A 15369-nucleotide genomic window follows, 5' to 3' on the forward strand; every position below is an offset into this window, starting at 1 on the left:
CTTTATTATCCAAATTTAATTTTATTTAAGTCACAAAGATGACACCTTTGTGTAAGCACATTGGCCCTAATGTGGTTCATTTTGACAGCATATCTTTGTATGTAGTGGATATCTTAAAATGAACAATTGGCACGGTTCGTGCTTATATATAAGCATGTCACCGGCAGGATGCTAGTGATAGTCGAATGACCGACACAAAGACTCAAGGATGAGTATGCGCTTTTTAATACTTGCTCTGGCCGCGAGTTTCGCGGCCAATCTTTCGGCCAATTATATTGTTAAATATAAAGATGGCTCAAGCGAAACATCAATCGCAAATCCTACAACAAGCTTTGCAAGCTTTTCTATTTCAGGCGATATTGAATATGTGGAAGAGGATAGGAGACTATTTGCTCACTACGGTGAGTATAATGATACCTATTATTCTAACCAATGGTACTTCAATAATTATCTTTCAAATTCATTCTATCATGCTCGTGAATATGCATTGGCCGACGGTGGACCAAATGTAACAGTTGCCATTATTGATACTGGTATCACATCACATTTTGAACTTAACCAAAATGTTGTGGGAGGCTATGACATGATCTCCGATGGTGCCAATTCTCGTGACGGTGGAGGCCGTGATAGTGATCCAAGTGATGAAGGGGACTTCGGTGATAATTCTGGCACTTGTAGTGCAGGCTCAAGTTCTTCAACATGGCATGGGACTCATATCGCTGGAATCGTTGCTGCTCGCTCTGATAATAACTACGGTATTGTTGGTGCCGCAAAAGGAATCAATCTTCTTCCGGTAAGAGTTTTAGGTGCATGTGGTGGGTTAACATCTGATATTGCAGATGCTGTACGCTGGGCCGCTGGTGGAAGTGTGAGAGGAGCTGGCCAAAATCCAAATCCTGCAAAAGTTATTAATATGTCTTTAGGGGCCCGCGGAAGTTGTAGTCGTTATATGCAAGAGTCGATTGACTTTGCGAAGTCACAAGGTGCAGTAGTGGTTGTTGCAACAGGAAACTCAAATGCAGATGCAACATTTTATACCCCTGCAAATTGTCGAGGTGTTTTAAGAGTCGGTGCTGTTAATCAATCAAGAAGTCGTTCAACATATTCAAACTTTGGTAGCATTGTTGATATTGCTGCCCCAGGGGATGGGATTTTATCAACAGTAAATAGTGGTCAGACCACACCAAGTACTGAGTCATTTGCTAGTATGAATGGAACATCAATGGCCGCAGGTTTTATCTCTGCAACAGCCGCAATGATTTACCAAGCAAATCCAGGCCTATATCCAGATCAAGTTCGACAAATTATTACTCAAACAGCTGTTTCATATTATTGTGACAAAGAGAGTTGTTCTAAAGGTGCTGTGGATCCATATGAGGCTGTCTCCCTTGCTTATAACACAACTCCTAATGCTAACTTTAGTTATAAAGATCCGGTCCTTGTGGGTGGTACAGCTGCCTTAAATGATGGATTTTCTTCTGGTAACAAAAGCGGTGGAGCATGTGGGACTATTGAAGATGTAAGTGGTGGCCAAGGCGGAAATGGAACACTTATTGGCCTTTTCTTTATCATGGCCGTTGTTATTTTTCATCGATACAAGTTTACTAAGCAGCTCTAAGATGTCTTGCCGGTGCCTCTGAGGTAAGTAGTGAGCAGTCAACTTCAATTTTATCATTAACTATCTTGCAGCTATTAACTCGGTAGATATCATTATCGTTTGAACCTGTACCTATCTTTATAATCGCATTACGAGGGATTTCTTCTTTTGTGATTAATTTCAAATGCCCAAAGCCTTTTTCAACGATCTTAAAACCTCGTACTATATCGGTGACTTCAAATACCTCAATTAATTCATGGCCAAGAGTGCTGTCGTCGTTAATGATCTTATTTATCTGATTAATAATAACGTCAAAACCCTGTTGTTTTAATAGAAAGAGGTCGATTCCTTTTCTTGCTGCCTCTTCAATCACCTGGCTATCATTTTCATTCGTTAAGAGGATAAAGCTGATATTCTTATCAAGAATTGAAATCTCATCATATAATTCAATACCATCCATTTGAGGCATCATGTAATCACAGATGATATAGAGTTTATCATCACCAAGTAATGCTAGAGTTTTAATATCCTCAATGGCCTTGAATGGGTTAGTATGATACTTGACATGAAAGCTAAATGTGTTTTGCAGGCTAGTGGCAAGGAGCTTGGCGGTTTCGTAGCAGTCGTCAATAACCATGATGTGCTTTTTCATACACTCAGTATAATTGAGTCATGAGTCAAATTTAGGATAAGTAGTCTAAATTTTAATTAAATTTCTTTAAATAGGCTTTTGTATAAGTTAGTTAGAAATGAAATCTCTGCACTATGCAGAGATTTCTTGAATCTTGTAACCCTCGCCATAAACACTGCGAATAATATAATTAGAATCCTTAATCTTTTTTCTGATGGAACTAATATACGTGTCAATCATGCGGTCATTCACTTTATGATTGTCTGGTGCAATATGGTTTAGGATTTTTTCTCTTGCGAGAACATTTTGTTCATTCTTAAGTAGAAGATGAATGATCTTAAATTCAGAAGACGTAAAATGAATGCGATGGCCTTTGATCTTAACTTCTTGAGAAGGTACATTTAAAGCTATGTCACGATAGTTTATAACTTCCATGGCATTTTCATTATTGACCGACTTTAGTGTCGTATTAATAATACTCTTAACTTCAGAAGGCTCAAACGGCTTGCTGATGAAGTTTATACCTCCTAATTGATACCCAGTAACTCTTGTGTTGACATTATTCTTTGAAGAAATAAAGACAATTGGAACATCTTTTAATTCCTCATTCATTTTCAATTGTGAGCAAATCTCAAATCCTGATTCATTTTGTAATAAGATATCCAAGAGTATTAAGTCTGGTTTTTCTTGCCAAGCAATTGCTATGGCCTCATCCTGATTGCTGGCATCAATAATATTATAATTACTTTCCAGCAATGCACGCAGTAGGTCTCGAATTTCTTGATCATCATCTATGATTAATATTTTTTTCATGAATAGCTCCTTTATATTCATGAATATAATGTATAAATTTATCAAGAAATCTTCAGCTTAATTTTAGTAAACAAAACTAAACTCTTGTTTTTAATTCTTCATCTTTACTGAACGCAGAAATATTGTCGTAAATTAATTGGGCCATGTTTAAGCGCGCCTCGTCGTTGGCGGAGCCAATATGGGGGAGGATGAACACATTGTCTAACTTACGCAAGGGAGAGTCTGCTTTTAATGGCTCGTTACACACAACATCAAGACCGGCCTTTGCTTCTTTGTGCTTATCAAAGAATGAGAAGAGCTCTTCTTCATCGATGATCTCTCCACGTGCTGTATTTATGAGAATAACGTTATTTTTAAAAAGAGCGAATATCTCTTTATCAATTAGCTTATGGGTTTCTTCATTATATGGACAATGAATTGAGATGATATCGCATTCTTTTGCCAATTCTTCTAAACTTAAATATTTAGCATCGCAACTGGATTCAATTTCATCTTTTCGATTTGGGCCAGTGTAGTATATTTCTTGATCAAAGGCGCCCTTACACATTTTTGCCAATTGAGTTCCTATTCTTCCTGCACCAATGATTCCATGTTTCTTCTTAAATAAAGAATTTCCAATAAAGCCTGAAGGCTCCCATGTTTCCCATTCGTTATTAAGAACATTCTTTCTTGCAGCTTCTAAATTTCTTGCAACGGCCAGCATAAGTGCCATTGCTAATTCGGCTGTGGCTTCAGTTAAAACATTTGGCGTATTACAAATAATGATTTCTTTAGAGTGAGCATATTTAATATCAATATTATTAAACCCAACAGCATATTGAGTGATGAGTTTTAGCTTAGGTAGCTGGGCCAATATATAGGCATCGATTGTATTGCTAAGCATTGAAATTATCACTTCAGAGTCATTAGCATTTTCTATCATTTTCTCACTTGTGAGAGGGCCATCTTCTTTGCGATCCCAAACTGTAAGTTTATGACCATCTTTCTTAAGCCTCTCATAAAGGGGACCTTGGATTATATCTGTGGCGAAAATATTAAATTTTTTCATTTGTATACCTTTGTTTATGCACCGTTTAAACGTTGTGTTGTCAGATCTTTTGCTAAAGCGGCTTTACATCATAGAATATACTTTTAAAATATAGATTAGACTATATTTATGCAAAAATACTCAATGGAGGAGATTTTGAAATACTTATCAAAGATAATGGCAGCGGCCATTGTAACATCTCAAATTTCAGCAGCAACTATCGCTATTATTGACTCAGGTACAGATATGCAACACGAAGTGATTGCTCCAAAGGCCTGGATTAATCAATTAGAGATTCCTGGTAACCAAAGAGACGAAGATCGTAATGGATACCAAGATGATGTTTATGGTTGGAACTTTGCTGAATCTAATAATCAGGTAATTGATTACAAATATCTTGGAACGTTAAATGACGATATGGTTAAGTTCTTCGAGTTACAAGAAAAGTCGATGCGTGGGACGATTACTCCTGAAGAATTAGACTGGATGAGGTCAATCATTAAAAATGAAGACTTTATTAAGCGTATGACTGTTTACGGTAACTTTATGCACGGAACTCACGTAGCGGGAATTAGTGCTACAAAGTCTGATGATGCAAAAATCTTAGCTGTAAAACTTATTCCAACAGAAGTAAAACTTCCAGGACAAGAAATTGCTTCACTTAACCAAGATAAGGGAATTATTGATTTTCTTGTAAAAAGAGCAATCGATGCTCTTGCTAAAGCTCAGACTGGTACTTTCAATGAAATTGCTTACTATGTATCTGATCACGGAGCTAAGGTTGCTAACGGATCATTTGGTACGGGATTCCCACAAGCAAAAATGATTGTTGAAACTGTTATGAAGACTGTTTCTAAAAAAGAACCAAATCCTGAGACAGTAGAGCATTATGCTAAATACTTTGTTAATGCTTTAGTTGATAATTCACAATCAATGCTAAAAGCAGCACCAAATACTTTATTTGTTTTTGCTGCCGGTAATGATGGACTTAACAATGATGAGTACCCAACATCACCAACTAATATTCAAGGTGATAATGAATTATCAGTAGCGGCAACTATTGATTATTCATCACTTGCACCTTTTTCTAATTATGGTGAGAAGATGGTTGATGTAGCAGCTCCAGGCGTTGGTATTCTTTCAAGTGCTCCAGGTAATAAGTATATTAAAGTTTCTGGAACTTCACAGGCCGCTCCTTATGTAGCTGGTGTTGCTGGAAAGATTCTTGATATCAATCCAAGTTTAAAGCCTGTTGATGTTAAAAAGATCATTATGGAAACAGTTGATACGAAGTCATTTCTAGCTGGTAAAGTTAAGACTGGTGGTGTTGTAAATTCTGAACGTGCACAGCGTGCAGCAATACTTTCTTTAGATATTTCTCTATCAAAGGCCATTGCTTCAGCTAAAGAAGATGTTGCTGATATGGAAGTAGAAGTAAGAGAGAAGTATCGTCGTACTCCGATTTATATCAAAGGATCTGTTTTACCACTTCCTTCAAATTTCGTTTTAAAATAACAAATAAAAAAGGCCGCATAAGCGGCCTTTTCTTATAGAGTATCTTTTAATTCTTTTATTGTTCCTCTCTTGGCCGTTCCAAATTCTGGCTCCTTTAATGAGCGCTTAATTTCTTTCTTTTTTAGACCTTTCATAAATAGCACTAAACTAAGCTGTTTTGGACGATTCTTATCTTCTTCTTGATTGATAAACGTTTGCACAAGATCAAAACCATACATTGCAGGTCGCCCCATGACAATATTTACATCCCAATCAATACCTTCTTTATCTTCATGTGGATTTGATTCATATGAGTATTGAATTAGTTCAGTACATACAAATCGAGAATATGAATTTCCATTAAATGAATAATCATATTTCTTACCAATGCTTGAAAATGTTCTCTCAAGTGCTAGGGCCTTATCCTTCTTTTTTAAATTTGGCCTTAAGATAACTAGGTTATCCCATGCCATCGAAGGACCTAATTCCATAAAGACAACCCCAGGCTTTAGGCCTTCAAGTGTTACATATGGATTACCGTCTTCTTCACTTTTCTTATATTCCTTCATTGAGTCAGGAAATTTCGCATGTAAGTAACTAAGATAATTTTTGCAATTAAGTCCTTGGTCGATACACTTTTGTGCATATAATTCGTTGGTTTCTTCATCCACATTAAAGTAATTTGAAAACTTCGAGTATTCACCGATGTAAATTAGGCCGTGGGTCCAATTTCCTTTAAATACTAAATTTGATAGTTTCCCATATCGTTGAATCGCTCCGATATCACCTGGTTGAAATTCTCTCTCAGATACCTTTTGAAGCTCTTCTTCTTTTATTGCATGCTTCATCGGTAGGGCAACGTAGCTTAAACTTTTTAAAATAAACTCTTTAATACCGTAGAATATTGTATATCTTCCAGCATTCCATTCAGTTTCTTTCTTTAATGTTTTAAAGGCCTTGATTTCACCTTGAAATTCTTCAATCCCATCAAATATCTTTTCAACAATTTCTTTATCTTTCGTATTCTTTGCAAGTGAGCTTATTTCATCTTTCAACTCATTAAAGTCAAATATTGTAGGATTTCTAAGATTTCTTAGTTCATATTTATCAAAGCCTGTATGTGAATGACGGTCATTACGTCTTTGTTTGTAATAACGAGAGTTATACTGCATTTGTTTTTTTACTGACTTAAAGAGTTTTTCAAACGCTTTTGAATCATAATTTATATCTTCAAAGTCATCAGATAGTGCAGCAATAAAGTTATCTCCACTCATCATCAAATAATTCATTAAGTTAATTGCAGTATTATATTTTTGAATCTTATAATCAATGGCCTTTAGCGCCTTAAGATAATTCTTCTTTTTTACGTACTTTCTAATTTTTTCAATCTCATGATCTCTAGAAGTCAACGTTCTTTCTAGCTCACGATATTCTTCAACAATTTTGACTCTCTCATGGTACTTCAATACGTAGCGTGGAGTGAATGTTGTTCTATATGAAATCTCTTCAGTATCTGTTGTAAAAGACTTTAATTCGCTCTCTAGCATATTCTTATAAGTGTCACTTGCTAGAGTGAAAGTATTAACTAGGATAAGTAGTATTGGCCCAACAATATATCGATTTTGCTTTGATGATTTCATAGAGTCATTTATAGCAAATAAAGAAAATTGTAGGCCTAAGTTTGTAAAGTTTACATATTAGGTTTAGATTTTAAACAATTGAATTCTGTCGATATTTTCCATGAATCCAGTTACTTAGGTCGCTTTTATAGTTCTTTGAAAATCTGCGATCACTTAGTCCTCCTGGTAGAACTGTATAGACATCGTGATTGCGATGATCGGTTACCATTTTCCATGAAGGGACAAACGATGTTGTTCTTCCATGAGCTTCATAGACAGCACCCTGAGTAATTGTCGATCGATTTCCTGGTATTTCAATATTATCAACATCAAAACCTAGAAAAGACGGTAGTTTTCCGTCAAAGAGAATATGCTTCATTTTGTAGCGATTGATATCTCCCCAGCGGGTATCAGCTTGCCTTTGCTCACATTCTTTAAGGGCCTTGGCAATATATGTATCCTTGTCTGCTGTATCCTTAAACCAAATATGGTCAATATCATTTGTCAGAAAAATACGATCAAATAAACCATAGAAGTCTGCAATAATCGATGTCTCATCCATACAATATGTCGTAACTTGTTTTCCAAGTAAGTGATCACTAAAGAACGTTTTTAGAAGTGTTTTATAAAACGATTCAAAAATAGGCGCAATTTTATTATCTACATCATAATTACGGTTCCAGTTAATTAATTTTCTTCCAAGATCTGATTCCTTAAATACGCTCTTAAAAACATTAATATAAAGGTCGGCCTGTCTTGAAAAAGTATCACCTTGCATCTGTTTAAAAAGATCTGTTGAATGCTTTTGATTTTCTACTAAAAGCTCAGTTACTCTATCTTTACGATATGAGGCCATTGGTGCATTTATAGCAGTAGGGAAGTGTTCATCTTGAATCCTATTATTGGCCGTTGCAATAATTTTTTCATTAGGGTTTTTAAAATGATAAAGCTGATGACCCTCGTAATAGCCTTGCCAAATATTTTGTTTAAAATATCCTTCAATTGGATACAGTCCTGAAAAGTTTCTCTTAGGTAGGACTCCTGATTGATGGTAGCCAATATTACCTTCAGAGTCTGATAGGAGCCAGTTACAACTTATTGCTACATCTGAAACGCACTTAAATAAATCATCAACATTTTTTGCATGAAAGATATCCAGAACTGCCTTAAGAGTTTTTGCGCCACCTCTTTTTCGACATGACCATGCCATTGATAAATAGTGGCCATCTTTGATATTTTTTATTTCACTATCTGCCTCTAGAAAGCCAGCGTGTGTTTCTTTAATATAAATTTCGACATCTTTTTTATTCTTTCTTTTAATAATATCTCTTCGAACTTTAAAATCAAAAAAGTTCGTTTCAAAGCGATACTTTCCATCGCGTACTTCTTCGATAAAATGATCCACCATATCCATGAAACCATATGTAAAAGAAAAAGCAGTATCATCACTTCTTCCCATAACAAACCCTGGGACACCAGGCATAGTAATACCAAAGAAATTTCCAACATTTTGGATATTTGCTTTCATTTCATACCAAATGGCCGGTAGGCGATTGCATTCTAAGTGAGGATCACATGCATGTATTGCGTGGCCCATTTTATTTGATACCCAATTATTAGATGCTTGAATTTTAGGGATAAATTTTAAAAACTCATAACTTTCAGGAATTAGGGGATTATATACTTTTACTTTTTGTAAAAGATTGATCTCACTATCACTAATAGTATCAAGAGCGCCCTTAGCAAGGGACTTTACTCTTTCTATTTTAATATCTTGTGTTTGCTTATCTTGGTGATTTGTATTTTGAAGAAGCTGTATAATAAGCTTTTCAAGATCTTGTTGACCTTGGGCCAGGCCGAGGAAGCTCATGGCCTTGATTGTTAGTATTGTGTCACTAATTTGCCAAGTTTGAGGCGTGTGTGAGAGAAGTTTAAACTCAAATGGTAGGCCCTCGCTCATGGCCTTGTTTACTCCATTAACATAATAGCTGAGTAGATTAGACGTTTTCTCGTCAAGATTGTCTATCTCTTGTCTCGCAAAATAGTCTATTCCTAATTCACGCATATATTTATCAATAGCAAATGTTTCCTCTGTATCTTTTAAACACTCACATAGGCGACCTTGTGCAATTAGTCTAAGCATTTCCATTTGCATGAAGCGATCTTTTCCATGATAGTAGCCTTGGGCGTGAAGAAAGCTTTTGACGTCTTTTGTCGATATCTGTCTAGTTACATTATCTAAAATGTTTGTCTTGAAGTCTAAATTAGGTTTTTCCATATATTTATAATGACACGATTAGCGTTTCCTAAAAAGCAATATTTTGAGATATAATATTACAAATTACATTCAAGGATTTTTTATATGACTAATATTGATCATTCAAAGATACCAGATCTTGAACATCGCAATTTTAGAAATGATGATTTCTGGCAAAAGATTCCTGCATGGGCAGGCGTTACTAGAGGAGAGTTTTCTGACCACTTATGGCAGCTGAAAAACTCAATTCGTAAAATTGACCAAGTCAAAAAAGTACTAGGTGATAAAATTTCAAAAGAGTTTTTTGAAGACCTACAAAAAGGCCAACAAATAACTCCAATGAATATCAGAATCACTCCTTACGTTTTTGCACTTATTAATTGGGACGATCCTGAGAATTGTCCTCTAAGAAAACAATTCTTACCAATCGGTTCTCAGTTCTTAGAAGATCACCCTATGCATATGGCAGACTCTCTTAGTGAAGATGTTGACTCGCCAGTGCCGATGCTGACACATCGTTACCCTGATAAGGTACTCTTTCTTCCGCTAACGATTTGTCCAGTATATTGTTCTTACTGTACACGATCACGTGTTATTGGTGGCTCTACAGAGTCTGTTGAAAAAGAGTCTTATGGAGCAAATCAAAAGCATTGGGATAATGTATTTGCATATCTTGCTCAACATCCAAAAGTTGAAGACGTTGTTATCTCTGGTGGTGATGCTTTCATGCTCAACCCAAAACAAATCCAGTACATTGGTGAGAATTTATTAAAGATACCTCATATTAGACGTATTCGTTATGCTACTAAGGGAATTGCAATTTTCCCTCAAAAGATTCTTACAGATGATAAGTGGATGGAAGCATTAGTTAAGGTTCATAAGCTTGCTATTGGCTTTGGAAAACAAATGGTAATTCATACGCACTTCTCTTCACCGCTTGAAATTACGAAGTGGTCTCAAATGGCCATGGACCGTCTCTTTAGTGAAGGAATCTTAGTTCGTAACCAAGCAGTTCTTCAAGAAGGTGTAAATAACCATGTTGATGAGATGGTACTTCTAACTCGTAAACTTGGTTATATGAATATTCAACCATACTATGTTTATATGCACGATATGGTGCCAGGATGTGAACACTTCAGAACAACTCTTGGCGAAGGTGAAGAACTGGAAAAAGCAGTTCGTGGTACAACAGCTGGATTTAATACTCCAACTTTTGTCTGTGACCTACCTGGTGGTGGTGGAAAGCGTCACGTAGCTTCTTATGAATACTACGATCAAGAAAATGGTATCTCTGTTTGGCGTGCACCATACGTTAAACCAGATAAAGTTTTCACTTATTTTGATCCAATTCATAAATTGGCCCCTGATGCACAAGATCGCTGGAAAGATGCAGCAACTCGTAAGGCCATGATTGATGAGGCCATCAAAAAAGTTTAATACCTTTCTAAGTTATTGATTATATGCTTATGTGTGTCATTAAGTTGGCACACATAAGCTATTAAAATCTCGAAAATCTTACCTAATTTCAACATCCTACAATACACTTGAGTAATGAACTCATTCTTCCGATAAAATAAGTATATGAAATAATGATGCCTCTTAATAAAAATTAATGAGAGGCCACTAGAGGAAACTTATGCTTCGCTCAAAATTCAATAATATTTTTACTATACTTCTTGGCCTCGTTCTTGTTTCACAAGTCAGTGTCTATGGGAATAATTTTAAATCAATTCAAAAAAGTGAAATCCCTAAGATTAAAAAATTACTAGGTTCATCAAAGAAGCTAGATAAAAAAGCAGTTATTGAATATATAAAGCAAGGACTACCTGAATCAAGTACTGAATTTCAAAATCTTATTTATTCTAAATTAGAAAAAGAACCTGAGAACAAAAGAGCACACAAACTTTCTGAGTATATGTATTCTGAAAAGAAGTATCTTAATGCTGGGGATGCTTGTTACTCGGCCACTAATCAATGTAGTGGTAAATTGGTATGCGATTTCCCAATTAAGTTAGATGTGAAAGATCAGTCACAGCGTCCTTATGAAAAGTGCCTTATCCCTAAAAATAAGAATCAACACTGTTCTATTTTTTCAGATTATTGTCTAGAGGGCTCATGCAAGAGAATGATAAGGGTTACTGATATCAATACTTGCCAAACTTTTAAAGAAAGCTGTCGTCGTGACTCTGAATGCTGCTCTAATAGTTGTGATAAAGAAACAAAAACGTGTAAAGCAAATTATAAATGCTCTTCATGTATTGGTATTGGAAGTCGACCAGGAAAGAATCAAGAATGTTGTGAGTCTTTATTTAAAAACTCAAACGGAGTTTGTGCTCCAATTATTCCGTCTTTTTCAGCAATTCCTGCTTTCTTAATGGAGTTATTAATTCCAAGTGTAGAAGCTGCTGAAGTTGAAAGAAGTGAACAATTAAAAACTTCAGTTGTCAGCGCAAAAGCAAATATGAAAAAGCTATTAACTGACAATGGTGTTAACAATTCGAAAATTAATACTTATATGAATCAACTAGAGTCACAAATTAGTAATTGTGATTCTAAGCCAGTTAAAATAAGAGATCGCGATAGTGGTTTTTCTTATGAATACCCAAGACAGGAATGTTTTAAGGAATTATCAGATAAAATTACAATTGAGGCCAATCACCAAAGTGCAGTTGCTCGTAAAAAAGCTGAGGCAACTAAGATCTTAGATGACTTTAGAAACCAAACAAAGACTAATCCAAAACACCCTCAACATAGTGAGAGTGCCTTTGAATCGTTTCAAGCACCTTATATAAGTGCTTTAAATAGCTGTATTGATAAGAATACGCAACTTGGAGACCCTAATACCTCGAGAAGAAAATCTAGGATTGATAATTGTGTAAATAATATTAAAGTTAATATTAATGATGGTGTTATTGAAGCTGATTATATCTCAATGTTAAGAGGTGGTGATTCAACAGATCCTGATTATAAATTATATTCAGGTATGGATGACAGCTCTCCTTTATTTAAAGATATATCAATCTCAGATATGAAGTCATGTCGTGTAAATCTCTTCGGTGATTTTCTATCAAAGCAGTCAGATAGTTATTTTGAAATGATGATGATGATGTTTGCTATGGATTATACAACTGGTGGTAAAGATGAAGGAGATTTCTTTCATATTAAATCCCAGTATAATACTGCTGAAGCAGCTAGAGGAAACTTAACTGGTACCAGTAACATCGAATATAATTGGAATGTTCAAGTAAACTCAATGCGAGGCTATAATCTTGATCTCTTTGATCCATCGATGGTTGGCAAAGGAAAACCTCTTTGGGATGAATTTGATCAAAGTGTGGGTGAGGCAGCTTTAAAAGAAATTCAAAACTATCTAAATAATCTTCCTGATAAAGAAGAAAAGATCTTTCTTCATTTATTCTATAATGGAAAGATTACTGCTGATGCTCAAAATAACATTATTAATTATTATATGAGAAAAGATCCTAAATATCTTGCTGGTTTTGATGGTAATAACCCTAAGGATAGAAATGGACGTTATAATATTAGAGATGTTGTTAGGTTTGAGGCCGTAAAATATAAGCATTCACTTTATAAACTATATTCCACGCTAAAGAAAAGATCTCTTGAGATGATGTGTCGCTGTGTTGATACAGTCGGCCCAATGAGTCCTACGGATTGGTTACAACCTGATGTTGAGGCCAATTACATTGCTAATTGTAATGGGCTTGGGATGTATGATTCATATGTCATTAATAGTGAAAAAACGGTGTGTGATGAAAATGAAGAAAATTGTAACCAAGTAGGTTCTAAAGATTATCTTGATACAGTTCACAAAAAAGAAGTCGAGGCCGTGGAAGAGGCCGGTGGTAACGAGAGTATTGTTGAAAACTCTGTTGGGACAAAAATTGTTAAAAATGAAGGCTATAATGTTGCCAAAAGAGAAAATGATTATTTTGTACAAACTCTTGATAAAGTAACGGCATGTATTGGAAGTGGAGAGTGTGATAAGACTTCTCGTTATGATGAGTTTGTCTCACAAGGAAAAGTTTCTTTTGAAGCGATAAGGAAAGAGACAGCAAAGGGACACGGTGAGGATTTCACTTTATTCTTAAGAGATATGGCCCTTATGAAAATTAAGGCCATTGAAGATGCAAGTCTACAAAATCTATCACATGGTACAGCTCTCTTTGAATATACTGTGCAATGGTTAAAAGAATATAATTGGAACTACATTAAATATAATGGTCAAAAATATACTTTATCTCGAAAATGTCTTTATCCTGTTTGTTGGATCATGGAATTGATGAAGTTTTTAGGCCTTCATAAGAATTCATTATTTAATCGCATCGTAAATGTATCAATGACAGGAGTGATGGGAATTTTAAGTGATGCTGACATGGATCTTGATCCTGAAAGAGGTCCTGAAAATATTTGTGGGCCACGTCGAAAAAGTAAGTGGAAAGTAGCAGGTATAACAGTTGGTAAAAAATATAAAATTAAATGTATGAAATTCTTGTCGCGAAAAAATGATGTCTGTAATCAGGAGATGGCCGTAGGTGTTTGCTCCAGAAATACATACGTCAAACGAGAAGGTGGAGTAGCACTTAGGATAATTGATCCTTTCTTACCTGATATGAGCTCAAATTATAATACGAGCTATCGCTCTTCAAGTCCGATACGTTTTAATGCTCAAAAAGAAAAGACATTAAATTATTTTCCGCTTGATGATAAGGTCACAAATTACTATCGCGATCATGCAAAGGGATATTTCTTATCAACTTTAATATCTGAAGATAATGGCTTTGAGAGTGAAAATACGGATCGTAAGCGTATGGCACAAGAATTTGCTCAATATGCTTATCGTTATCACTTCTATGCTCCTAAGGTAACAAAGCTTGATTATTATATCACACCAGGACTCATTCCGTATTTTGAGCTTCTTATAGCTAAGATGAATAATTACATGGGACAAACCCTTGCTAATCTCTCGTCCACAGCTGCGTACGCACTTAAAATGCATAATTATTGGCATACTGTTAAAGAAGGTCTTACTGATAATACAAAACTAGATAGAAAGCAAACTCAGCAGCCATGGGATCAGATACAGCTTAATAATGGATTTGGTGAGTTTACCAATTGGCTTTCAGGTTTTAGTACCGCTACAAATAATTTCAAAGATGCTATGACTAATAAGAAAGGCGCCAATTCTTCTATTCGAGGTCGTCTAGAAGCAGGAAAAGGCTCAAGCAATAAGGCCATTTCTGATCTAAGTAGAGGAGTTTCAAGACAGATCTCTAATAACGATCGTCGTCGTAAGGATCTGGGTTTAATGAGGGATGCCCTAAAGAAGCGAGGGAAATCTTCTGAATTTGATAATTTACAAAAATTAGCAGATGAAAGACGTTCCGAGCATGATGGTGTTTTATCTTCTCTTTCTGATTCATTTAGAGATGGAACATTTGGTAGCGGTAGCAGTCAGCGCTCTAGAGGATCACGCTTAGGAATGCAAGGTGAAGATACATCGTCAAATGGCGAACAAGAAGGATATTCTCAAGAAGCAATAAATCCGGATGCTTTAAAGAATGGTAAGTCTCGTAAGGGTGGTGTTGGCACTTCTTCTAATACTAAAGTGGGTTCAAATGCACTAAACGAGGATAGCTTAATAGACTTTAGTAACTTAGAAGATACTGAAGGCCTTTTTGAAATGGATGATGACGCTGTTGTTACGATTGGTAACTCTAAAATGACGGCAGGACAATTAAAAGATCATCTTAGAAATCTAAAAGAAAAAGATAGTCGCAGGGCACAGCTTTCTAAGCAAGATAAAGAGTGGGAAAGAGATGGTGTCTCTTTATTTCAAATCATCTCGCAACGCTATCAATTATATGTTTTTCCAAAGGTATTAGAATAAAAAAAGGCCACTTTCGTGGC

At 35.6% G+C, this 15369-nt stretch carries 9 protein-coding genes; 4 read left to right on the top strand and 5 right to left on the bottom strand.

Features of this window, described 5'->3' with window-relative positions; all coding sequences use genetic code 11:
• Window positions 1-214 precede the first annotated feature (214 nt).
• Window positions 215-1618, top strand: a complete 1404-nt coding sequence (locus VCM44_RS08345; protein ID WP_334678525.1) for a S8 family peptidase — start codon at window positions 215-217, stop codon at window positions 1616-1618.
• Here the strand turns inward: VCM44_RS08345 and VCM44_RS08350 are convergent.
• The 3 genes from VCM44_RS08350 to VCM44_RS08360 form a co-directional block, all read right to left on the bottom strand.
• Window positions 1605-2249 (bottom strand): response regulator, encoded by a 645-nt coding sequence (locus VCM44_RS08350; RefSeq protein ID WP_115362760.1) that lies wholly within the window; start codon window positions 2247-2249, stop codon window positions 1605-1607. The genes VCM44_RS08345 and VCM44_RS08350 overlap by 14 nt on opposite strands.
• Window positions 2250-2360: 111 nt before the next feature.
• The gene (locus tag VCM44_RS08355; protein ID WP_158536894.1) at window positions 2361-3041 is read right to left on the bottom strand and encodes a response regulator transcription factor; all 681 of its coding nucleotides are present in this window, start codon (window positions 3039-3041) and stop codon (window positions 2361-2363) included.
• 76 nt (window positions 3042-3117) lie between these two features.
• Window positions 3118-4089 (bottom strand): 2-hydroxyacid dehydrogenase, encoded by a 972-nt coding sequence (locus VCM44_RS08360; RefSeq protein ID WP_334678526.1) that lies wholly within the window; start codon window positions 4087-4089, stop codon window positions 3118-3120.
• 135 nt (window positions 4090-4224) lie between these two features.
• Between VCM44_RS08360 and VCM44_RS08365 the strand changes: the two genes are divergently transcribed.
• Window positions 4225-5583: a S8 family serine peptidase gene (locus VCM44_RS08365; RefSeq protein WP_334678527.1), complete on the top strand. Its 1359-nt coding sequence runs from the start codon at window positions 4225-4227 to the stop codon at window positions 5581-5583.
• Between the two features lie 32 nt (window positions 5584-5615).
• Here the strand turns inward: VCM44_RS08365 and VCM44_RS08370 are convergent, their stop codons facing one another.
• Both VCM44_RS08370 and VCM44_RS08375 read right to left on the bottom strand, forming a co-directional pair.
• Window positions 5616-7202, bottom strand: a complete 1587-nt coding sequence (locus VCM44_RS08370) for a hypothetical protein (protein WP_334678528.1) — start codon at window positions 7200-7202, stop codon at window positions 5616-5618.
• 70 nt (window positions 7203-7272) lie between these two features.
• Window positions 7273-9459 (bottom strand): penicillin acylase family protein, encoded by a 2187-nt coding sequence (locus VCM44_RS08375; protein ID WP_334678529.1) that lies wholly within the window; start codon window positions 9457-9459, stop codon window positions 7273-7275.
• An 84-nt stretch (window positions 9460-9543) separates the two neighbouring features.
• On the opposite strand from VCM44_RS08375, the gene VCM44_RS08380 reads away from it, so the two are divergent.
• Window positions 9544-10875, top strand: a complete 1332-nt coding sequence (locus VCM44_RS08380; protein ID WP_115362748.1) for a KamA family radical SAM protein — start codon at window positions 9544-9546, stop codon at window positions 10873-10875.
• A 199-nt stretch (window positions 10876-11074) separates the two neighbouring features.
• A complete protein-coding gene (locus VCM44_RS08385; protein WP_334678530.1) occupies window positions 11075-15349 on the top strand; it encodes a hypothetical protein in 4275 nt (1424 codons plus the stop codon).
• Window positions 15350-15369: the final 20 nt, after the last annotated feature.

Source organism: Halobacteriovorax sp. DPLXC-1 (genome assembly GCF_036903125.1).
GTDB classification, from domain to species: Bacteria; Bdellovibrionota; Bacteriovoracia; order Bacteriovoracales; family Bacteriovoracaceae; genus Halobacteriovorax_A; species Halobacteriovorax_A vibrionivorans.

Excerpts from the sequence above, each read along its gene's own strand:
- VCM44_RS08345 (WP_334678525.1), top strand. The coding sequence starts at position 215 with ATGCGCTTTTTAATACTTGCTCTGGCCGCGAGTTTCGCGGCCAATCTT.
- VCM44_RS08350 (WP_115362760.1), bottom strand. The coding sequence starts at position 2,249 with ATGAAAAAGCACATCATGGTTATTGACGACTGCTACGAAACCGCCAAG.
- VCM44_RS08355 (WP_158536894.1), bottom strand. The coding sequence starts at position 3,041 with ATGAAAAAAATATTAATCATAGATGATGATCAAGAAATTCGAGACCTA.
- VCM44_RS08360 (WP_334678526.1), bottom strand. The coding sequence starts at position 4,089 with ATGAAAAAATTTAATATTTTCGCCACAGATATAATCCAAGGTCCCCTT.
- VCM44_RS08370 (WP_334678528.1), bottom strand. The coding sequence starts at position 7,202 with ATGAAATCATCAAAGCAAAATCGATATATTGTTGGGCCAATACTACTT.
- VCM44_RS08375 (WP_334678529.1), bottom strand. The coding sequence starts at position 9,459 with ATGGAAAAACCTAATTTAGACTTCAAGACAAACATTTTAGATAATGTA.
- VCM44_RS08380 (WP_115362748.1), top strand. The coding sequence starts at position 9,544 with ATGACTAATATTGATCATTCAAAGATACCAGATCTTGAACATCGCAAT.
- VCM44_RS08385 (WP_334678530.1), top strand. The coding sequence starts at position 11,075 with ATGCTTCGCTCAAAATTCAATAATATTTTTACTATACTTCTTGGCCTC.